Source organism: Rhodanobacter sp. Root627, from assembly GCF_001427835.1.
GTDB lineage: Bacteria > Pseudomonadota > Gammaproteobacteria > Xanthomonadales > Rhodanobacteraceae > Rhodanobacter > Rhodanobacter ginsenosidimutans.
In genome coordinates this window covers 204808-223652 of sequence record NZ_LMGW01000004.1, presented here as the reverse complement: position 1 = coordinate 223652, position 18845 = coordinate 204808, and the positions used below count along the sequence as shown (strand labels likewise).

20 protein-coding genes and 1 riboswitch are annotated in these 18845 nt (G+C 65.5%); of the genes, 12 read left to right on the top strand and 8 right to left on the bottom strand.

Annotated elements, in window-relative coordinates; all coding sequences use genetic code 11:
- The first annotated feature begins 9 nt into the window (after positions 1-9).
- A complete protein-coding gene (locus tag ASD68_RS15695) occupies positions 10-612 on the top strand; it encodes a response regulator transcription factor (RefSeq protein ID WP_056085475.1) in 603 nt (200 codons plus the stop codon).
- A gap of 103 nt (positions 613-715) precedes the next feature.
- Entirely contained in the window at positions 716-1747 is a 1032-nt protein-coding gene (gene queA, locus ASD68_RS15690) for a tRNA preQ1(34) S-adenosylmethionine ribosyltransferase-isomerase QueA (RefSeq protein WP_056608448.1), read from the top strand.
- Between the two features lie 254 nt (positions 1748-2001).
- Here queA and ASD68_RS15685 read toward each other — a convergent pair whose 3' ends face one another.
- Both ASD68_RS15685 and ASD68_RS15680 read right to left on the bottom strand, forming a co-directional pair.
- Complete coding sequence (locus tag ASD68_RS15685; RefSeq protein ID WP_056608445.1) at positions 2002-3018, bottom strand: cysteine synthase A; 1017 nt, start codon at positions 3016-3018, stop codon at positions 2002-2004.
- A gap of 117 nt (positions 3019-3135) precedes the next feature.
- On the bottom strand, positions 3136-3771 hold the full coding sequence (locus ASD68_RS15680; protein ID WP_056085473.1) for a peroxiredoxin: 636 nt from the start codon (positions 3769-3771) through the stop codon (positions 3136-3138).
- Between the two features lie 142 nt (positions 3772-3913).
- Positions 3914-4034, top strand: a riboswitch (SAM riboswitch).
- An 80-nt stretch (positions 4035-4114) separates the two neighbouring features.
- Between ASD68_RS15680 and ASD68_RS15675 the strand changes: the two genes are divergently transcribed.
- The 3 genes from ASD68_RS15675 to ASD68_RS15665 all read left to right on the top strand — a co-directional run bounded on the left by ASD68_RS15675 (position 4115) and on the right by ASD68_RS15665 (position 7471).
- Positions 4115-5137 (top strand): homoserine O-succinyltransferase, encoded by a 1023-nt coding sequence (locus tag ASD68_RS15675; RefSeq protein WP_056608442.1) that lies wholly within the window; start codon positions 4115-4117, stop codon positions 5135-5137.
- 70 nt (positions 5138-5207) lie between these two features.
- The gene (gene metB / locus ASD68_RS15670; protein ID WP_056608439.1) at positions 5208-6395 is read left to right on the top strand and encodes a cystathionine gamma-synthase; all 1188 of its coding nucleotides are present in this window, start codon (positions 5208-5210) and stop codon (positions 6393-6395) included.
- Positions 6392-7471 carry a homoserine dehydrogenase gene (locus ASD68_RS15665; RefSeq protein WP_007080300.1) on the top strand — a complete coding sequence of 360 codons (1080 nt, stop codon included), beginning with the start codon at positions 6392-6394 and terminating at the stop codon, positions 7469-7471. Before metB ends, ASD68_RS15665 begins: the two co-directional genes overlap by 4 nt.
- A gap of 186 nt (positions 7472-7657) precedes the next feature.
- On the opposite strand, the gene ASD68_RS15660 is transcribed toward ASD68_RS15665, so the two are convergent.
- Entirely contained in the window at positions 7658-9322 is a 1665-nt protein-coding gene (locus ASD68_RS15660; RefSeq protein WP_056085466.1) for an APC family permease, read from the bottom strand.
- Between the two features lie 202 nt (positions 9323-9524).
- Here ASD68_RS15660 and ASD68_RS15655 point away from each other — a divergent pair, with 202 nt between their 5' ends.
- Both ASD68_RS15655 and tpx read left to right on the top strand, forming a co-directional pair.
- The gene (locus tag ASD68_RS15655) at positions 9525-9962 is read left to right on the top strand and encodes a hypothetical protein (RefSeq protein ID WP_056085465.1); all 438 of its coding nucleotides are present in this window, start codon (positions 9525-9527) and stop codon (positions 9960-9962) included.
- Between the two features lie 25 nt (positions 9963-9987).
- Positions 9988-10488 (top strand): thiol peroxidase, encoded by a 501-nt coding sequence (gene tpx, locus ASD68_RS15650; protein ID WP_056608436.1) that lies wholly within the window; start codon positions 9988-9990, stop codon positions 10486-10488.
- Between the two features lie 157 nt (positions 10489-10645).
- Here the strand turns inward: tpx and ASD68_RS15645 are convergent, their stop codons facing one another.
- Positions 10646-11053, bottom strand: coding sequence for a group III truncated hemoglobin (locus ASD68_RS15645; protein ID WP_056608433.1), 408 nt, complete (start codon positions 11051-11053; stop codon positions 10646-10648).
- A 79-nt stretch (positions 11054-11132) separates the two neighbouring features.
- Positions 11133-11579, bottom strand: a complete 447-nt coding sequence (gene azu, locus ASD68_RS15640; protein ID WP_056085462.1) for an azurin — start codon at positions 11577-11579, stop codon at positions 11133-11135.
- A 140-nt stretch (positions 11580-11719) separates the two neighbouring features.
- Between azu and fdxA the strand changes: the two genes are divergently transcribed.
- Positions 11720-12058, top strand: coding sequence for a ferredoxin FdxA (gene fdxA, locus ASD68_RS15635; RefSeq protein ID WP_056085461.1), 339 nt, complete (start codon positions 11720-11722; stop codon positions 12056-12058).
- Between the two features lie 141 nt (positions 12059-12199).
- Here the strand turns inward: fdxA and gap are convergent, their stop codons facing one another.
- A complete protein-coding gene (gene gap, locus ASD68_RS15630; protein WP_056085460.1) occupies positions 12200-13201 on the bottom strand; it encodes a type I glyceraldehyde-3-phosphate dehydrogenase in 1002 nt (333 codons plus the stop codon).
- Between the two features lie 147 nt (positions 13202-13348).
- On the opposite strand from gap, the gene ASD68_RS15625 reads away from it, so the two are divergent.
- The 4 genes from ASD68_RS15625 to ASD68_RS15610 all read left to right on the top strand — a co-directional run bounded on the left by ASD68_RS15625 (position 13349) and on the right by ASD68_RS15610 (position 17362).
- Positions 13349-14191: a S1/P1 nuclease gene (locus tag ASD68_RS15625; RefSeq protein ID WP_056608430.1), complete on the top strand. Its 843-nt coding sequence runs from the start codon at positions 13349-13351 to the stop codon at positions 14189-14191.
- 33 nt (positions 14192-14224) lie between these two features.
- Positions 14225-15697, top strand: coding sequence for a pyruvate kinase (gene pyk / locus ASD68_RS15620; protein ID WP_056085458.1), 1473 nt, complete (start codon positions 14225-14227; stop codon positions 15695-15697).
- Between the two features lie 71 nt (positions 15698-15768).
- Complete coding sequence (locus tag ASD68_RS15615; protein ID WP_056608428.1) at positions 15769-16221, top strand: energy transducer TonB; 453 nt, start codon at positions 15769-15771, stop codon at positions 16219-16221.
- 136 nt (positions 16222-16357) lie between these two features.
- On the top strand, positions 16358-17362 hold the full coding sequence (locus ASD68_RS15610; RefSeq protein ID WP_056085456.1) for a class I fructose-bisphosphate aldolase: 1005 nt from the start codon (positions 16358-16360) through the stop codon (positions 17360-17362).
- Between the two features lie 96 nt (positions 17363-17458).
- On the opposite strand, the gene ASD68_RS15605 is transcribed toward ASD68_RS15610, so the two are convergent.
- Both ASD68_RS15605 and ASD68_RS15600 read right to left on the bottom strand, forming a co-directional pair.
- Positions 17459-18046 (bottom strand): porin family protein, encoded by a 588-nt coding sequence (locus tag ASD68_RS15605; RefSeq protein WP_056608426.1) that lies wholly within the window; start codon positions 18044-18046, stop codon positions 17459-17461.
- Positions 18047-18205: 159 nt separating this feature from the next.
- Positions 18206-18802: a porin family protein gene (locus ASD68_RS15600; RefSeq protein WP_056608422.1), complete on the bottom strand. Its 597-nt coding sequence runs from the start codon at positions 18800-18802 to the stop codon at positions 18206-18208.
- Positions 18803-18845: the final 43 nt, after the last annotated feature.

Here is an 18845-nt window from a genome sequence, read left to right as displayed (position 1 = left end):
AGTCGCGGCATGATCCGCATCCTGCTGGCCGAGGACCAGGCGATGGTGCGTGGCGCGCTGTCGGCCCTGCTCGGGCTGGAATCGGACATCGAGGTGCTGGGCTCGGTGGCCGATGGCGAAGCCGCCTGGCGTGAGCTGCAGCGATTGCGGCCCGACGTACTGGTTACCGACATCGAGATGCCCGGCCTGACCGGGCTGGAGCTGGCGCAGCGCATCCAGCGCCAGGAGCTGCCGATCAAGGTGGTCATCGTCACCACCTTCGCGCGCCCCGGCTTCCTGCGCCGCGCGCTGGATGCGGGTGTATCGGGCTATTTGCTGAAGGACGCACCGGCGGAAAACCTGGCCGAGGCCTTGCGCACCGTGCACCGCGGTGGTCGGGCGATCGATCCGCAACTGGCGCTGGAAGCGTGGTCGGAGGCTGACCCGTTGAACGACCGCGAACGCCAGGTGTTGCGTCTGGCCGGCGAAGGCCAGGCCGCGGGCGACATTGCCACGCAACTGAATTTGTCGCACGGCACCGTGCGCAATTACCTGTCCGAGGCGATCGGCAAGCTGGGCGTCAACAACCGCATCGAGGCCTATCGGCTGGCGCGTCAGAAGGGCTGGCTTTGAGGTTGGCGCGGGGGGCGCATTTGTTTCCGGGCGTGCCGGCCGTCGCCGGCTGCGGGATAATGTCCTGTTTCCCGCCACGCGCGGGCGTTACCCGAGTCCCCAAGTGAAGAAGTCCGATTTCGATTTTGAATTGCCGCCCGAGCTGATTGCGCAGGCGCCGCTGGCCGAGCGCTCCGCCAGCCGCCTGCTGCTGCTGGATGCCTCCGCACCCGAGCTGCAGGACCGCATGTTTCGCGAGTTGCCGCAGATGTTGCGGCCGGGCGATCTGCTGGTGTTCAACGACACGCGGGTACTGCCGGCGCGCCTGTTTGGGCACAAGAGCACCGGCGGTGCGGTGGAGATCCTGATCGAGCGCGTCACCGGTGCGCACGAGGCGACGGTGCAGTTGGGCGTCAGCAAGAAGCCGAAGGTGGGCGGCCGCATCGAGCTGGCCGATGGCAGCCACGCGGTGGTACTGGGGCGCGACGAGGGATTCTTCCACCTGCGTTTCGAGGCGCCCGAGCCGCTGGAAAAACTGCTGCTCAAACTGGGTGAAATGCCGCTGCCGCCGTATATCGCGCGGCATCCCGACGCCAGCGACCTGGAGCGTTACCAGACCGTCTATGCGCGCGAACCCGGCGCCGTGGCGGCGCCCACGGCGGGCCTGCATTTCGACCAGGCCACGCTGGACGCACTGCGCGAGCGCGGTGTCGATACCGGCTACATCACGCTGCACGTGGGTGCCGGCACCTTCCAGCCGGTGCGCGAGGACAATCTCGAAGACCACCACATGCACCGCGAGTGGCTCAACGTGGGCGCGCATCTGATCGAGCAGATTCGCCGCACCCGTGCCGCCGGCGGGCGGGTGATCGCGGTGGGCACCACGGTGGTGCGCGCGCTGGAAAGCGCCAGCAAGGATGGCCAGCTGCATCCGTTCGCGGGCGAGACGCAGATCTTCATCTTCCCCGGCTACACATTCACCAGCATCGATGGCCTGCTGACCAACTTCCACCTGCCGCAATCCACATTGCTGATGCTGGTGTCGGCGCTGGTCGGGCGCGAGGTGATTCTCGACGCCTATCGCCACGCGGTAGCGGAGCGCTACCGGTTTTTCTCCTATGGCGATGCGATGCTGATCCTGCCGCCACGCGCTTGAGCGCGCGCGAGAAGATCAGAAAGAGTCAAAAGCCCAAGAGCCCCAAGAGCTCCAAGAGCTCCAAGAGCTTCCTTCCCCCGCTTGCGGGGGAAGGTGCCGAAGGCGGAAGGGGGGACGCGGCAAGACCGCGCTGCTGTTGGCTTTTTATGGTGGCCGAAGAGCGCCCCCTTCAGCCCTCCGGGCAGCTTCCCCCGCTGCGCAGGGGAAGCGAAAGCTGGCCGCGCGAACTTTTCACAGCGCTCTGAGCGCCACCCTCAGGCGGGAAACGCCTGGTCCAGCCAGGCCGGTACCGGGATGGCTTTTTCGCGCAGGAACGGCGGGTTGAACAGCTTGGCCTGATAGCGCGTGCCGGCGTCGGCCAGGATGGTGACGATGGTGTGACCCGGGCCCAACTCGCGCGCCAGGCGGATCGCGCCGGCCAGGTTGACGCCGCTGGAGCCGCCGGCGCACAGGCCTTCATCGTGCAGCAGGCGATGCACCAGCGGCACCGATTCGTCATCCGGAATCGACCAGGCCAGGTCGATCGGCGCGTTGGCGAAGTTGGCGGTGATGCGGCTGGAGCCGATGCCCTCGCTGATGGAGTTGCCGCTGGCCAGCAGTTCGCCCGCGTTGATGAAGTGCGCCAGCGCCGAGCCGGCCGGGTCGGCCAGCGCAATGCGCACGGCCGCATTGCGCGCCTTCAGCGCGCGGCCCACGCCGGCCAGCGTGCCACCGGTGCCGGCGGCGCAGACGAAGCCGTCGATCCTGCCTGCGGTGTCCTCCCAGATTTCCACGCCGGTGGTGGCTTCGTGGTAATCGCGGTTGGCGGTGTTGTCGAACTGGTTGGCGAACCACGCGCTGCCGGGCTTGGCGCTGTTCAGCGCCTCGGCATGGGCGCGGGCGTGGTGCGCGTAATGGTTGGGGTTGCTGTACGGCACGGCGGGTACCAGCCGCACGTCAGCGCCCGAGACCCGCAAGGTGTCGATCTTCTCGCGGCTCTGCGTCTCCGGCATGAAGATCACCGTGCGATAGCCGCGGCTGGCACCGATCAGGGTCAGGCCGATGCCGGTGTTGCCGGCGGTGCCTTCCACGATGACGCCACCGGGCAGGAGTTCACCGCGCTGTTCCGCATCGAGGATCAGGCCCAGCGCAGTGCGGTCCTTGATGGAGCCGCCGGGATTGAGCAGCTCGGCCTTGGCCAGGATATGGCAGCCGGTCAGTTCGGAGGCGTGGCGCAGGCGTACCAGCGGGGTGTGTCCCACGCTGGCGGAAAGGTCGGGACTAATGCTCATGAGCGGTGTGGCCGTGACGAAAGTTTTCATTGTGATGCATGTTCAAGGCAACGCCTTAACGATTGTGCCCCCACCCGCAGGGCGGATGGAGGCACGGGTGTCACGCAGCGATCGCGTTCAGGCGGCCGGCGGCGGCACCAGGCGCAGGTAGGACTTCAGGGTCTTCCAGCCGTTCGGGTAGATGGCCTTGGCCTCTTCGTCCGACACCGACGGGGCGATGATCACATCTTCGCCAGCCTTCCAGTCGACCGGGGTGGTCAGCTTGCGGCCGTCGGTGAGCTGCAGCGAATCGAGGATGCGCAGCACTTCGTCGATGTTGCGGCCGGCACTGGCCGGGTAGGTCAGCACGGTGCGCACTTTCTTCTTCGGGTCGATGAAGAAGATCGAACGCACGGTGGCGGTGGAATCGGCCTTCGGATGGATCATGCCGTACAGGCCGGCGACCTTGCGCTCCTGATCGGCCAGCAGCGGGTAGTTCAGCGCGGTGCCGCCGACATCCTGGATGTCCTTGGCCCAGCCGTGATGATCGTCCACGGAGTCGACCGACAGGCCGATCAGCTTGGTGCCACGGGCGTCGAATTCACCCTTGCGGCGGGCGAACGCGCCCAGCTCGGTGGTGCATACCGGGGTGAAATCCTTCGGGTGGGAGAAGAACACCACCCAGTTGTCGCCCGCGTATTCGTAGAAGTTGGTCGACCCGGCGGTGGAGTCGATGGTGAAGTCGGGGGCGGTGTCGCCAAGCTGAAGGCTCATGGAAAGGTTCTCCGGTAGTTGGTGCCAACGAGGATGCGTCTACGGGGCGTCAAAGGCTAATGGCATGTTCGAATAAACATATATGCGTTTAGATGTTTAGACGGCTATTGACAGCACCCTATAAAGCATTTAGTGTGCGCTTCACTCATCGAGACCGGCGGAGGGACAGGCCCTTGGATGCCGGGGCAACCTGCGAGGATGTATTTCGCGACGGTGCCAACTCCTGCGGAGGTGCCGGATCGGCATCAACCGGTAGATGGGCGTCATGCGTAACCGGCGATTCCGCCTGTTGCGCCGGGCGGCCCTTCCGGTCTTCGCAAGACGATGATGATCGGAGATCCGCATGACCCGCCAGCCCGAAATCAGCCCGGCCCACACTGCCTCCATCGTGGAGTTTCCGGCGACGCGTGCGCGTGGCGAGCTCGGTGCGCAGCGCAGCAGCCGGCGACTGATGCTGACCCCGAAGTACGGCAACGGCCCTTGTGAAGTCGACGTGCGCTACCTGTGGTGCGGCGCGGCCGATGCGCCGACGGTGGTGGTGCTGGGCGGCATTTCGGCCAACCGCGACGTCACCTCGCTGGATGAGGCCGGCAAGCCCGGTTGGTGGCAGTCGCTGGTATCCGCCGGCGGCGGCGTGGATCTGGATCACTACCGGGTACTGGCCATCGACTGGCTGACCCCGAACGAATTGAACGCCCAGGCGGTATCCAGCGAAGACCAGGCCGACGCGCTGGCCGCGTTGCTGAAGGCGCTGGGCATTACCCAGTTGCATGCCTTCGTGGGTGCTTCCTACGGCGCGATGACCGCGTTGGCGTTTGCCCAGCGCCACCCACGCGAGGTGGGGCGGCTGGTATTGCTGGCCGGTGCCCATCGCTCGCACCCGTTGTCCACCGCCCAGCGCAGCGTGCAGCGCGGCATCGTGCGCATGGGCCAGTCCACCGGCCAGGTGGATCAGGCACTGTCGCTGGCGCGTCAGCTGGCGATGACCACCTACCGTGGCAGCGCCGAGTTCGGCCGCCGCTTTTCCGGTGAGCCGCAGTGGCGTGGCGACCGCTTTCATTTCCCGGTGGAGGATTACCTCGACCATGCCGGCCAGCGCTTCGTGGAGCGCTTCGACGCCGACCGCTTCCTGGCCCTGTCCGAATCGATCGACCTGCACGAAGTGGCGCCCGAACAGGTCCACGCACCGTCCACGCTGATCGGCTTTCCGTCGGACCGGCTGGTGCCGCTGGCCGATCTGTGCGAGCTGCAGCGTCGGCTGCACGGGCCGGCCACGCTGGAAGTAGTCGAGTCGCCGTACGGCCACGACGCGTTCCTGAAAGAGCCCGAACAACTCGTGCCGCTGCTGCGCCAGGCGCTGCGATGAACGCCGCCACGGACTGCCCGCCTTCAACCTTTTGCGCACCTGCCGCTACACCCGTAATCCGGAGAACCCCATGAGCGATACATCCGCCCCCAGCACGCGCGCGGTGCGTGCCGGCATCGAGAGCGACACCCAGCACGGCGCCGTGGTGCCGGCGCTGCACCTGTCCAGCAACTACAGCTTCGCCGGGTTCGGCAACAAGCGCGTCTATGACTACTCGCGCAGCGGCAATCCCACGCGCGACCTGCTGGGCAATGCGCTGGCCGAGCTGGAGCAGGGCGCGGGCGGCGTGATCACCTCCAGCGGCATGTCGGCGGTGGCGTGCGCGCTGGAGCTGGTGCCAGCCGGCGCGAAGGTGTTGGCGGCGCACGATTGCTACGGTGGCACCTGGCGCCTGCTGGATGCCTGGGCGAAGAAGGGCCGTTTCACCCTCGAATTCGCGGACCTCACCGACCCGGCGGCACTGGCCCGCGGCCTGGCCACCAAGCCGGCGCTGGTGTGGGTGGAGACGCCGTCCAACCCGCTGCTGCGGATCACCGACGTGCGCCACGTCACCCAGGCGGCGCATGCGGTCGGCGCGCTGGTGGTGGTGGACAACACCTTCCTGTCGCCGGCGCTGCAGCAGCCCTTGCTGCTGGGCGCGGACGTGGTGCTGCACTCCACCACCAAGTACATCAACGGCCACAGCGACGTGGTCGGTGGTGCGGTGGTGGCGCGCGATGCGGCCGTGTTCGAGCAGTTGAAGTGGTGGGCGAACTGCAACGGCCTCACCGGCGCGCCGTTCGACAGCTACCTCACCTTGCGCGGCCTGCGCACGCTGTCGGTGCGCCTGCGCCAGCATCAGGAAAACGCCGCGCGCATCGCCGAACGGCTGGAGGCGCACGGTGCCGTGCGCAAGGTTTACTACCCGGGCCTGGCGAGCCACGCCGGGCATGCGCTGGCGGCGCGCCAGCAGCAGGGCTTTGGCGCGATGCTGAGCTTCGAGCTGGATGGCGACCTGCAGCAGGTCGAGGCCTTCGTCAACGGCCTGGAATATTTCTCGCTGGCCGAGTCGCTGGGTGGCGTGGAAAGCCTGGTGGCCCATCCCGCCTCGATGACCCATGCCTCGATGGCGGCGGAGGCACGGCACGCGGCCGGCATCGCCGACAGCCTGCTGCGCCTGTCGGTGGGTATCGAGGACGGTGACGATCTGTTGCGCGATCTCGATGGTGCGCTGGAACGCGCCCAGGCGGTGCTCTCCAAACGTCGGGTCAGCGCATGAGTGTGCCGGCCACTGACGCATCACCGTTCACCCATCGCAAAACGTCCGATATCGCGCTGGTGCTGCTGGGCACCGGCGTGGTGGGCGGCGCCCTGCTGGAGCTGCTGAAAACCCCGGTGGCGAAACACGTACGCCTGATCGGCGTGGCCAATTCGCGCCAGCAGCAGATCGACGCGGACGGCATCGCTTCGCGTGAATTGAATGGCTCCTGGCAGCAGCATGGCCAGCCGCGTGATGACGACGCCCTGCTCGCGGCGCTGGACGCCAGCGGCAGTGAGCTGAGGGTCGTGGTCGACGCCACTGCCTGTACCACGCTGGCCTCGCGTCACGCCGACTGGCTGGCACGCGGCTATCACGTGGTCACGGCGAACAAGTCGCTGGCCGGCGGCCATCTTTCCGGCTGGCGCGCGCTGCAGACGGCCCGCGCCCATGGCGGCAGCTATGGCGATGCCGCCACCGTCGGCGCCGGCTTGCCGGTGATCTCCACGCTGCGCCGTCTGCTCGGCTGCGGCGACAGCCTGCTCACGCTGGAAGGCGTGTTCTCCGGCTCGCTGTCCTACCTGTTCAACCAGTACAACGGCAGCCAGCCGTTTTCCGCGCTGCTGCGCGACGCTCGCAAGCTCGGCTACACCGAGCCCGATCCGCGCGCCGATCTCTCGGGCGAAGACGTGGCACGCAAGCTGCTCATCCTGGCCCGCAATGCCGGCTTCGCGCTGGGCAGCGAAGAGGTGGACGTGGAGAGCCTGGTGCCCGAATCCCTGCGCGATCTGGACACCGAGCAGTTCCTGACCCGCCTGGAAGAACTCGACGCGCCGCTGGCCGCCCGCCATGCCGATGCGCAATCGCGCGGCAACGTGTTGCGCTACCTGGCCCGTCTCAACCAGCGCGGTCGCGCTCGCGTGGGTCTGGTGGAAGTCGCCGCCACCCATCCGGCCGCCCGCCTCAACGGCACCGACAACCAGTTCGCCCTCACCACTACCCGCTACAACACCACGCCGCTGGTGATCCAGGGCCCCGGCGCCGGGCCGGAAGTGACCGCGCAAGCCTTGCTGGGCGACGTGCTGGCACTAGGCTGATCGGAAGTTTCCTTCCCCCGCAAAGCGGGGGAAGGTGCCGACTGCGGAGGCAGATGCCGAAGCGAACGGCGAAGCCGGCCCGAAGGGCGTGCCGCAGGAGCGGCGGGCGTGCCGCAGGAGCGGCGCGTAAGGCGGATGGGGTGCGCGCTTCCAGCATCGCTCCACGCACTCCAAACCCCATCCCGCTCAGTGTCCGGTAATCCGCTCGGCCGTCTCCTCGTCCGGCGGTACCAGCGGTGCATTCGGATCGAGGCGCGCTTCCAGTTGCGCCGCTTCCACCGATGGCGTGCGCCAGCCGCTCTTCACGCCCCACTGGTAGAACACCAGCCCGATGCCCGCCACCACCACCAGATCCCAGCCGTAGGGCAGGTAGCCCTTGCCGCCGAACGTGGTGCTGCCGGCCCAGGAGACCAGCGCCAGCGTGGGCAGGTAGAACACCAGCCACCAGGCGCCCTTCATCTGCCGCCCGAAATCGTGCCAGCCGGACTTGGCCTGGTAATAGAAATACACCGGCAGCGCGACCACCATCAGCAGGATGATTTCACCGGTCAGCGGCCACTTGGCCCAATACAAAAGCTCGGTGGACATGATGAAGGCGATGCCGGCCAGCACCGACAGGCCGGCCAGGCGCAGCGGGCGGTTCAACTCCGGCGCGGTACGGCGCAGCGTCATCACACTGACCGGGCCGGTAAGGTAGGAAATGATGGTCGCCACCGATATCACCGCCGCCAGCGAACCCCAGCCGCGGAAGAAAAACAGGAACAGGAACGACACCCCCAGGTTCACCCACATCGCCGGGCGCGGTATGCCCCATTTCGGGTGCACGCGACCCAGGATGCTCGGCAGCGTGCCGTTGCGCTCCATGCCGTAGAGCATGCGCGCGGTGGTGGCGGTATAGGTCATACCGGTGCCGCTGGGGCTGACCACCGCGTCGATGAACAGCAATGTCGCCAGCCACTGCATGCCCAGGATGATCGCCAGGTCCGCGAACGGCGAGCTGAAGTTGATCCCGTGCCAGCCCACGTCGGCCAGCATCTCGCGCGGCACCGAGCCAATGAACGCCACCTGCAGCAGCACGTAGACCACGGTTGCCAGCCCGATCGAGCAGACGATGGCGAACGGGATGCTCTTGCCCGGGTTGCGCGCTTCGCCGGCCAGGTTCACCGGGCTCTGGAAGCCGTTGAAGCTGAACACGATGCCGGCGATCGCCACCGCGGTGAGGATCGAGGGGAAGTCGGTCTCGTGCAGCTCGCCGTGGATGCCCACGGCGAAGTTCTCGGCATGGAAACCGCTGGCGATCAGCAGCACCGCGGTAAGCGCGGGGATCACCAGCTTGAACAGCGTGATGGCCGTATTCGAGCGCGCAAACAGCTTCACGCTCCAGAAGTTGAACAGGAAATACATCACCACTAGCGCCGCCGCGATCAGCAGGCCATTGGTGCTCAGCTCGCCGTGGCCGCCGGGCATCTGGTGGTACAGATCCTTCGCCCACTGCCACTTCCACGACGACATGTACTGCGCCGAGGCCTCGGCCTCCACCGAGATCACCGAGACGATGGCGATCCAGTTCGCCCAGGCCGCGATGAAACCCACCAGCGAGCCGTGCGAATAATGGCCGTAGCGCACCATGCCGCCGGATTCGGGGAACATCGCGCCCAGTTCGGCGTAGGTCAGCGCCACCGTCATGATGATCGCCGCGCCGATCACCCAGGCCCAGATGGCGCCCGGCCCGGCGATCTGCGCCGCCCGCCACGCCCCGAACAGCCAGCCCGAGCCGATGATCGAGCCCAGGCCGGTAAGCATCAGGGCGAATGGCCCCACATCGCGGCGGATCTGGCTGGCTTGGGACATGGAAGCTCCTGTGCGGGCGCTGACGCCAAAAAAAGAGTCCGATGGTTGCAGAGTCACGCGACGGCTGTCATCTACCAGTGGTCATGGGCGGTCGGGACGTTGCATGGGCACGACGCGGCGTGGCAGGGGCTGATGCAAGTCATGGCAGCTATCGGTGGAGCGGCAGATAGTGGTGGCCTCGTCGCGCGCTGGTGGTGCTTCCATGTCTGTCTGGTATCCCTGGATCGTTCTGCTCCACCTGGCCTGCGCCATCATCTTCGTGGGCGCGGTGGCGTTCGAGGTGTTGGTGGTCGAGTCGCTGCACAAGCGTTTCGACACGGCCACCATGCAACGCATCGAACAGGCGGTGATGGCGCGGGTGCGGCGCTTCATGCCGGTGGTGGTGATCCTGCTTTTCGTCAGCGGCGGCGTGCTGTTCGACATCCGCTGTGACGGCTTTGCCTGCGTGGGCTCGCGCTTCGGCAACTGGTTGCTGTTGAAGGTGGTGCTGGCGTTCGCCGTGCTGGGCGTGTTCGTCAATGCGATGTGGGCGATGCGCCATGGGAAGATGGACGTATGCCGCTTCAAGCACACGCATCGCGTGGTGCTGGCATTGATGGTCGGCATCGTGTTTCTCGCCAAGACCATGTTCTACTTGTAACGATTCATTCCCCAAGGAGCTTCACATGTCCAACGTCACCTTTCATGGCAAGCCGATCAGCGTCAATGGCCAGTTTCCCGCCGTGGGATCCGCCGCCCCGGCATTCACCCTGGTCGCGGGTGACCTTGCCGACGCCACGCTGGCGAGCTTCGCCGGCAAGCGCAAGGTGCTCAACATCTTCCCCAGCGTGGACACGCCGACCTGCGCGGCTTCCGTGCGCCACTTCAACGAATCGGCCAGCAAGCTCAACAATGCCGTGGTGCTTTGCATTTCGGCCGACCTGCCGTTCGCGCAGGCGCGCTTCTGCGGCGCCGAAGGTTTGGACAAGGTGGTCAACCTGTCGCTGATGCGCGGCCGCCAGTTCCTCAATGACTACGGCGTGGCGATCGCCGAAGGCCCGCTGGCGGGCCTGGCCGCACGTGCCGTGGTGGTGCTCGACGAGCACGACAAGGTGCTGCATGCCGAACTGGTCGGCGAGATCGGCAACGAGCCGAACTACGACGCCGCACTCGCTGCACTGGCGTGATCGAGTCGCCCGCTGATTACGGGCGACTTGTAGGAGCGACTTCAGTCGCGATGCTCTTGCTTGTGAGTTCCCAAAAGAACGGGCCTGAAAAGAAGAAGCATCGCGACTGAAGTCGCTCCTGCAAATAAAGCCAGATTTACTTCGGGGATGACCGCCCTCAGCGGTTGGTGCCCACCACCGGCACACCAAAAGCGTGCCCTTCCGGATGCAGGCCCAGGCCGAACTTCAGGCTGCGTCCGATGCGCTGCGCATAGTCGAGCATCTGTGCGGCATTCGCCTCGTCGAGTTCCTCGCCACAGGTTTCCTGCCACAGCTCAAGCCAGCGGTCGAAGTGCCGTGCCTGGATCGGGTGCGGCCGGTGCGCCGCCATCGGGTTGCCGCGATAGCTGCCCGCACGCAACGCCACCGACGCCCAGAACGAGGTCAGCAGGCGCTTGTGTTCATCCCAGTCGTCCACGGCGGCGTTGAATATCGGGCCGATGTCCGGGTCGCGTCGCACCTTTTCGTAGAAATGGTCGACCAGCGTGGCCAGGAGGGGTTCGTCCAGTGCGGCAGATGGATTCATGCGATTCGAGACTTGGAATGATGAAGGGCGCGCGGCAGAACCGCGCGCCCGGATGGAAGGCTTGGTACTTGTGCCGAGCTTACTTGCTCAGGCTCAAGGTGCCCTTCATCAGCGCGGCATGGCCAGGGAAGGTGCAGAAGTAGGCGTACTGCTCACCGGCCTTGAGCTTCGACACGTTGATCGTGGCCGTGTCGGACTGGCCGCCACCAATCAGCTTGGTGTGGGCAATGATGCGGGCATCACCCGGCTTCTCGTAGCTGTTGGCCGCGCCGGCCTTCATGCCGTCGGCGATGACGCCCGATTCGTCGGCACTGTGTGCCAGCACCCAGTTGTGGCCCATCGCGGTGACGGGCAGCTTGCCGGTGTGCTTGAGCGTCACGGCGAACGTCTTGCAGGTCTTCGGCACGGTGATGGTTTTGACGTTGAACTGCATGGCGTCGTTGGCTTCGACGGTGGTGGTGCATTCGGCGGCCATCAGCGGGGTGGACAACAGGCCGAGCAGGGCAATCGCGATCAACTTGCGCATGGGGAATTACTCCAGCAGAGGGGACATGGATAAACTGCAGGCCGATTGTGCCCCCGCCGCGCAGGCGTCGGCACTGACCTGGATCATCGCCGTGCGGCAAGCCGTACGCGACACTGTCGCTGCCAGATGAGGTAAACCTGATGACGCACGTAGTCACCGAAAATTGCATCAATTGCAAACACACCGATTGCGTGGAGGTGTGTCCGGTGGACTGTTTCCACGCCGGACCGAATTTTCTGGTGATCGATCCGGACGAATGCATCGACTGCACGCTGTGCGTGGAGGAGTGTCCGGTGGGTGCGATCTTCCCCGAGCTGGACGTGCCAGCCGGGCAGGAAGTATTCCTCGGCATCAACGCGGAGCTGGCGCGCGAGTGGCCGGTGCTGACCAGCAAGATCCCCGCGATGGACGACGCCGCCAAGTGGGATGGCGTGCCGGACAAATTGCCGCTGTTGAAGCGGAGCCTGGACGAGGGGTAAGTGAAGAGGAGTGAGCAGCGAGAAAAAGCGGCGACGAACGCCGGCTCCTCTCTCACTTTTCACTCATCTCCACTCACTTCGCGCGCTTCACAAAAAAAAGCCGGGCAATGCCCGGCTTTTCCATGGAGGAGCACGCAGACGTCAGCCCGCCACGACCCGCACCATTTCCAGGCACTTGTTCGAGTAGCCCCACTCGTTGTCGTACCAGCTGACCAGCTTCACGAAGGTGCTGTCCAGCGCGATGCCGGCGTCGGCGTCGAACACCGAGGTGCAGGTTTCGCCGCGGAAGTCGGTGGCCACGACCTTGTCTTCGGTGTAGCCCAGCACGCCCTTCAGCGCGCCTTCGCTCTGCGCCTTCATTTCAGCGCAGATCTCGGCGTAGGTCGCGTCCTTGAGCAGCTCGACGGTGAGGTCGACCACGGAGACGTCGGCGACCGGCACGCGGAAGCTCATGCCGGTGAGCTTCTTGTTGAGCTCGGGAATCACCACGCCCACGGCCTTGGCCGCGCCGGTGGAGGACGGGATGATGTTCTCCAGGATGCTGCGACCGCCGCGCCAATCCTTGTTGCTGGGTCCGTCGACCGTCTTCTGGGTGGCGGTGGCGGCGTGCACGGTGGTCATCAGGCCGCGCTTGATGCCCCACTTGTCGTTGATCACCTTGGCGATCGGCGCCAGGCAGTTGGTGGTGCAGCTGGCGTTGGAGATGATCGCCTCGCCCTTGTAGGTCTTGTCGTTGACGCCGTAGACGAACATCGGCGTGTCGTCCTTCGACGGTGCGGACAGGATCACCTTCTTCGCGCCCGCATCGAGATGCTTCTGCGCGGTTTCCTTGGTCAGGAACAGGCCGGTGGATTCGAGCACCACGTCGGCGTTTACTTCATTCCATTTCAGGTTGGCCGGGTCGCGCTCCTGGCTCAGGCGGATGGTCTTGCCGTTGACCACCAGATGGCCATTCTCGATCTTGACGTCGCCCTTGAAGCGACCATGCACGGAGTCGTAGCTCAACATGTAGGCGAGATAATCCGGCTCGAGCAGGTCGTTGATTGCCACGATCTCGATGTCGTTGCCGAAGTTCTGCACGGCTGCGCGCAGCACGTTGCGACCGATGCGGCCGAAGCCGTTGATGCCGACCCTGATGGTCATGAGAGAGCGTCCTCCGTTGCGAAGATGGATGGCTGCCGCGGGGTACGGCGCCGGTGTTTCAGCCCTCGAATCTTACAATGAAAGCACTGTTCCTGCGGGGGGAGATTCGCCTTGTGGCAGACTTCCGCGTTTGCGCGAGTGCCCGTGATGTCGCGACCTATCCTCTCCCTCCTGCTGGCGTCGGCCATGTTTCTGGCCGCGCCGTCCGCCCGGGCGTGGGGGCCGCTGGGACACAGCGTGGTGGCCGAACTGGCGCAACGCCAGCTGAGCCCCGCGGCCGAAAGGGAGGTGGAGCGGCTGCTGGCGCCGGAGCACACCACGCACCTGGCCGACGTGGCCAACTGGCCCGACCAGGTCCGCAACGACCCCGCGCTGCGGGCGTTGTGGAAACGCACAAGTCGCTGGCACTACATCAATTTTTCCAGCGACCGCTGCCACTACGTGGCGCCGCGCGATTGCCCGAAGGGCGAGTGCGTGGTGGCCGCGCTGGCGCGGGAAGTGCAGGTGCTGGGCGATCGTTCGCAGCCCGATGCGGTGCGGCGCGAAGCGCTGAAGTTCGTGGTGCATCTGGTGGGTGACGTGCACCAGCCGCTGCACGCCGGTTACCGGCCGGACCGCGGTGGCAACCAGTATCAGGTGCAGTTCGAGGGCAAGGGCAGCAACCTGCACAAGGTGTGGGATTCCGGCCTGCTGGGTACGCGCCACTTGCACTGGCGGGATTACGCCAGCCTGCTGGATTCGCGATCGCCGGTGACCTTGCCGCGGCCGATCGCCCCGCTGGACAACCCGTACGCGCAATGGGCCGAGGAGTCGTGCCGGCTCACCGCCGCAATGGACTTCTATCCATCCAGACGGCGAATCGGGGCGGCCTATGTGGACCGGAACCTCCCGCTTGCCGAACGGCGTTTGCGCGTGGCGGGAAGGCGGTTGGCCGAGGTCTTGAATCGTCATCTGGGTGACGTCGTCACGCAACATGCGCACAAGCATTGATATGGGGACGAAGAGTTCTGGTAATCTGATTTGATGACTACCGAACCCCAATCCCGCCGTACCCGAATCGTCGCCACGCTCGGCCCCGCCACCGATGCTCCCGGCATGCTCGAACAGATCATCGCCGATGGCGTGGACGTGGTTCGACTCAACCTTTCCCATGGTCAGCCCGACGACCATCGCGCACGCGCCGCCGCGGTTCGCGTCGCTGCCGCCAGCGCCGGTCGCGAGGTCGGCATCCTGGCCGATCTGCAAGGCCCCAAGATCCGCATCGAGAAATTTGCCAACGGCCCGATCGAGCTGGTCAACGGCGCATCCTTCGTGCTGGATTGCCGCCCCGACGCACCCGCCGGCAACGACCAGCGCGTCGGCGTCAGCTATTACGGCCTCCCCAATGATGTGCATGCCGGCGACGTCCTGTTGCTGGACGACGGCCTGCTGGCCTTGACGGTGCTGGAAGTGGTGGGCGCCGAAGTGCGTTGCCAGGTGCTGATCGGCGGCCGCCTGTCCGACCGCAAGGGCCTCAATCGCCAGGGCGGCGGGCTGTCGGTGACAGCGCTGTCGGACAAGGACAAGGCCGACATCAAGCTGGCCGCCGAGATCGGCGCCGATTTCCTGGCCGTGTCCTTCGTGCGTTCGGCCGACGACATGCACCAGGCGCGTCGCCTGCTGCACGAAGCGGGCGGCAACGCCTCGCTGGTGTCCAAGATCGAGCGTGCCGACGCGATCCCCGTGCTGGGCGAGATCATCGACGCCTCCGACGTGGTGATGGTGGCGCGCGGTGACTTGGGCGTGGAAATCGGCGACGCCGAACTGCCGGGCCTGCAGAAGAAGATCATCCGCGAGTCGGTGCAGCGCAACCGCGCGGTGATCACCGCCACGCAGATGCTGCAGTCGATGGTTTACGCGCCGATCCCCACCCGCGCCGAAGTGCTGGACGTGGCCAACGCGGTGATCGACGGCACCGATGCGGTGATGCTGTCGCAGGAAACCGCTGCCGGCGCGCATCCGGACAAGGCTGTTCAGGCGATGGTGCGCATCTGCCTGGGCGCCGAGCGCCAGTTCGAACCCAAGGACGACCTCACCACTGCCGGTCACCGCCTCGATCGCACCGATCAGGCCATTGCGCTGGCCGCCATGCTGGTGGCCAAGCAGCTGGGCGTGCGCGCGATCATCGCGCTGACCGAGTCGGGCGCCACCGCGCAGTGGCTGTCGCGCTACCGCACCGCGGTGCCGATCTACGCGTTGTCGCCGTTCGACGATGCGCGCCGACGCATGCTGGTGCTGCGCGACGTGAAGCCGGTGGAATTCAACCATGCCGGCCAGAACCTCGCCGCCTCCGCCCGCGCCGCCGTGCAGTTGCTGTTCGACCAGGGCAAGCTCAGCGAGGGCGATCGCGTGGTGGTCACCCACGGCGACCATGTCGGCCTCGGCGGTGGCACCAACACGCTGAAACTGCTGGCGGTCGGTACCGGCGGCATGGTGGAAAGCCTGCGCGACCTGTAACGACCAAGTGCGATTTCTACACATGCCCGCGGCTACACTGCGGGCATGCGGTTGCATCCCTGGAGGTTGTCATGAAGTCGTCATTCCGCCCGTCCCTGGCCATCGTGCTGCCCGTACTGATGGCGCTGTTCTCCGTGCCGTTGCTGGCACAGACGCAGATGCGCAAGCTCGATCCGCAGAATCTTTACCGCTACTGGATCCTGCTCAATACCCAGATCAAGCTGGATGCCCCGAACAGCGGGCTGAACCTCGACAAGCCCGGCTGTGCCGCCGTGACCTACACGGTCGGCTCGGACGGCGTGCCGCTCGATGTGACCCTGGTCAAACTGATCCCCAAGAGCGACCTGGGCCCGATGGCGGTCAACGCCGTCGCCAATTTCCGCTACGGGCCGTCGTTGACCAACCGCAACGCCGAGCCGATATCCACGTATTACATCGTGCCGTTCAACGCGCCCGAGGACAAAGCGGCGCGGAAGCAGGTAGTCGACGCCTGCGTGTTGCCGGGATACAACGGCCAGCATTGACACGGCGGCCTTCCCGCAGGCGAGTCACCCTCGTGCAACTGGCCTATAATGGCGAGCTCTGAACCGTACCGGCGCGCATGTTGGTGCGGCATCGTCCCTCGTGCGGTTTGTCGCCGCCGCGTTCCACGGAGTCGCCATGAGTATTGAAGATCTCGAAAGCATCGCCCTGGCCATGGTCGCGCCCGGCAAGGGCATCATCGCCATCGATGAATCGACCAAGACGATCGGCAAGCGTCTGGCCGCCGTCGGCGTCGAGAGTACCGAGGAAAGCCGACGCGCCTATCGCGAAATGCTGCTGACCACGCCCGCTCTCGGCGAACATATTTCCGGCGCCATCCTGTACGACGAGACGATCCGCCAGTCCACGAAGGATGGCGTGCCGTTCACCACGGTGATGAAGAAGGCCGGCATCATTCCCGGCATCAAGGTCGACAAGGGAACCGTGCCGCTGGCCGGGTTTCCGGGCGACGTGGTCACCGAAGGGCTCGACGGCCTGCGCGAGCGGCTGCAGGAATACGCCAAACTGGGTGCGCAATTCGCCAAGTGGCGGGCGGTGATAAAGATTACCGAGGACACCCCCAGTTCCACCGCCATCGAGGCGAACTGCCACGCGCTGGCGCGCTATGCCGCGCTGTGCCAGGAGGCCGGCCTGGTGCCGATGGTCGAGCCTGAAGTGCTGATGGACGGCGACCATTCCATCGACGTCAGTTATGAAGTGCACGAAGCCGTGCTGCGCAGCCTGTTCAACGCGCTGTACGAGCAGAACGTGATGCTCGAAGGCACCATCCTGAAGATCAGCATGGTCATTCCGGGCAAGGACAGCGACGAGCAGGTGGATGCCGAGGAAGTGGCCGATGCCACCGTACGCGTGCTGAAATCATGCGTGCCGGCCTCGTTGCCGGGCATCGTGTTCCTCTCCGGGGGGCAGACCGACAAGCAGGCCACCAGCCATCTCAATGCGATCAACCATATCGGCCCGCATCCGTGGCCGCTGTCGTTCTCGTATGGCCGGGCCATGCAGCAGGCGGCACTGAAACTGTGGGCGAAAGACCCGAAGGCGAACGTTGCCGAGGCGCAGAAGACCGTCCATGCCCGCGCCCGCGACAACGGCCTGGCGGCACTGGGGCGCTGGAACGGCTGACGCCATAGCGAATCGCCACGAAGGCATGAATAAAAAAGGGCACCGCAAGGTGCCCTTTTTTATTGTCGGTGACGCGGTGGCGTCAGCCGGCGGATCTCAGAAGCGGTACTCGGCGCTGACCGAGAAAATCCGCGTGCCAAGCTCGTACACGTCCTTGTCGATCTTGTAGTAATCGAAGTTGCCACCCACGCTCCAGTGGCGGTTGATGTCGTAACCCGTGCCCACGCCGGCGTACCAGCCCAGCGACTGCTCGCTGGCGCGGAACGTGTCCGAGCTGCCGTCGTCATAGGCGATGCGCGCCTTGGCGTGCAGCTTCCACAGGAAGGCGCCGCCGCGCGCGGAAATGTACCAGTGGCTGGTCGGGTTGAAATGGCCGTTGAGGCCCAGCGTCCAGCCGTCGCCGGACAGTTTCACGCGGTCGCCGAAGTCGTCGCTCTCGCTGACGCTGCCGAGGTTGGTGTAACCGGCCTCGAAGCCGAGGATGCGCTGGTCGCGGTAGCCGGCGTTGACGATGAACGCCGTGTCGGTTTCGGTACCCGAGCCGAAGTCGTCGACCTCTGCACTGTAGTGCGAGCTGCCGACGTTGCCGTTGACGAACCAGCCGTTGGGCTGTTCTGCGTGGGCGGTCGCGACGAAGGCCATGCCGCTGGCGGCGATGGCGAGGGGGAGTAGGTGTTTACGCATGGGGATATGGACCCTCCTGATGGTCCGATCAATCCGATGAGCCGCTTCTGCGGCGACGCGATTGTAACGGCTGGCTGGGTCCGGGGAAAAACGCGGGCAAAAAGAAAGGCGCCTTGCGGCGCCCTTCTTCCTGTCGTCCGTGCAACAGGGTGAATCGAATCAGAAGCGGTATTCCGCGCTGACCGACACCATGTCCGTGCTCAGGTCGACGCGGTCCTTCTTCGCGTCGTAGTAGTCGTAGTTCAAGCCTACGCTGACGTTGTTGTTGAAGTCGTAGCCGAAGCCGGCGCCGGCGTACCAACTGGTGTCATCCAGACCCTTGCGGACCGGGTTCTCGTTGTTGCTCAGGCCGTGGCCCTTCCAGCCGTAGATGCCAGTGCGGGCGCTGACGTACCAGTTCGGGGTGACGTTGAAGTGACCGTTCACGCCGGCCGTCCAGCCGTGCAGCTGCGACTTGCCGTCTTCCACCACCGGGTCGTCATTGAAGACGTTCTTGGCGTGGATGTTGCCCAGGTCGTTGTAGCCAACCTCGACGCCCAGTGCGACAGACGGGTTCACCGACCAGCGGTAACCACCGTTGACGGCATAGCCGGTGTCGTTGTCGTCGTACGGGCCGTGGTTGATCGAGGTCTGGCCGACGTTGCCGTTGACGAACCAGCCGCCGTTCTGCGTGGGCGCACTCTGCGCAAAGGCTGCGGGTACGGCAACCAGGCCGGCAGTGGCGAGGGCGAGGGCAAGCAGACTCTTGTTTTTCATGGATATCTCCAGTGTTTTTTTTGTGGCAGGCGACCCATTGGGG

What these genes read in the sequence shown, in the direction of transcription:
- ASD68_RS15605 (WP_056608426.1), bottom strand. Translation starts at nt 18,046, where the DNA reads ATGCGTAAACACCTACTCCCCCTCGCCATCGCCGCCAGCGGCATGGCC.
- ASD68_RS15610 (WP_056085456.1), top strand. Translation starts at nt 16,358, where the DNA reads ATGAGTATTGAAGATCTCGAAAGCATCGCCCTGGCCATGGTCGCGCCC.
- fdxA (WP_056085461.1), top strand. Translation starts at nt 11,720, where the DNA reads ATGACGCACGTAGTCACCGAAAATTGCATCAATTGCAAACACACCGAT.
- ASD68_RS15615 (WP_056608428.1), top strand. Translation starts at nt 15,769, where the DNA reads ATGAAGTCGTCATTCCGCCCGTCCCTGGCCATCGTGCTGCCCGTACTG.
- ASD68_RS15695 (WP_056085475.1), top strand. Translation starts at nt 10, where the DNA reads ATGATCCGCATCCTGCTGGCCGAGGACCAGGCGATGGTGCGTGGCGCG.
- ASD68_RS15625 (WP_056608430.1), top strand. Translation starts at nt 13,349, where the DNA reads ATGTCGCGACCTATCCTCTCCCTCCTGCTGGCGTCGGCCATGTTTCTG.
- pyk (WP_056085458.1), top strand. Translation starts at nt 14,225, where the DNA reads ATGACTACCGAACCCCAATCCCGCCGTACCCGAATCGTCGCCACGCTC.
- ASD68_RS15675 (WP_056608442.1), top strand. Translation starts at nt 4,115, where the DNA reads ATGACCCGCCAGCCCGAAATCAGCCCGGCCCACACTGCCTCCATCGTG.
- metB (WP_056608439.1), top strand. Translation starts at nt 5,208, where the DNA reads ATGAGCGATACATCCGCCCCCAGCACGCGCGCGGTGCGTGCCGGCATC.
- ASD68_RS15645 (WP_056608433.1), bottom strand. Translation starts at nt 11,053, where the DNA reads ATGAATCCATCTGCCGCACTGGACGAACCCCTCCTGGCCACGCTGGTC.
- ASD68_RS15680 (WP_056085473.1), bottom strand. Translation starts at nt 3,771, where the DNA reads ATGAGCCTTCAGCTTGGCGACACCGCCCCCGACTTCACCATCGACTCC.
- azu (WP_056085462.1), bottom strand. Translation starts at nt 11,579, where the DNA reads ATGCGCAAGTTGATCGCGATTGCCCTGCTCGGCCTGTTGTCCACCCCG.
- ASD68_RS15685 (WP_056608445.1), bottom strand. Translation starts at nt 3,018, where the DNA reads ATGAGCATTAGTCCCGACCTTTCCGCCAGCGTGGGACACACCCCGCTG.
- ASD68_RS15600 (WP_056608422.1), bottom strand. Translation starts at nt 18,802, where the DNA reads ATGAAAAACAAGAGTCTGCTTGCCCTCGCCCTCGCCACTGCCGGCCTG.
- gap (WP_056085460.1), bottom strand. Translation starts at nt 13,201, where the DNA reads ATGACCATCAGGGTCGGCATCAACGGCTTCGGCCGCATCGGTCGCAAC.
- ASD68_RS15665 (WP_007080300.1), top strand. Translation starts at nt 6,392, where the DNA reads ATGAGTGTGCCGGCCACTGACGCATCACCGTTCACCCATCGCAAAACG.
- tpx (WP_056608436.1), top strand. Translation starts at nt 9,988, where the DNA reads ATGTCCAACGTCACCTTTCATGGCAAGCCGATCAGCGTCAATGGCCAG.
- ASD68_RS15660 (WP_056085466.1), bottom strand. Translation starts at nt 9,322, where the DNA reads ATGTCCCAAGCCAGCCAGATCCGCCGCGATGTGGGGCCATTCGCCCTG.
- ASD68_RS15655 (WP_056085465.1), top strand. Translation starts at nt 9,525, where the DNA reads ATGTCTGTCTGGTATCCCTGGATCGTTCTGCTCCACCTGGCCTGCGCC.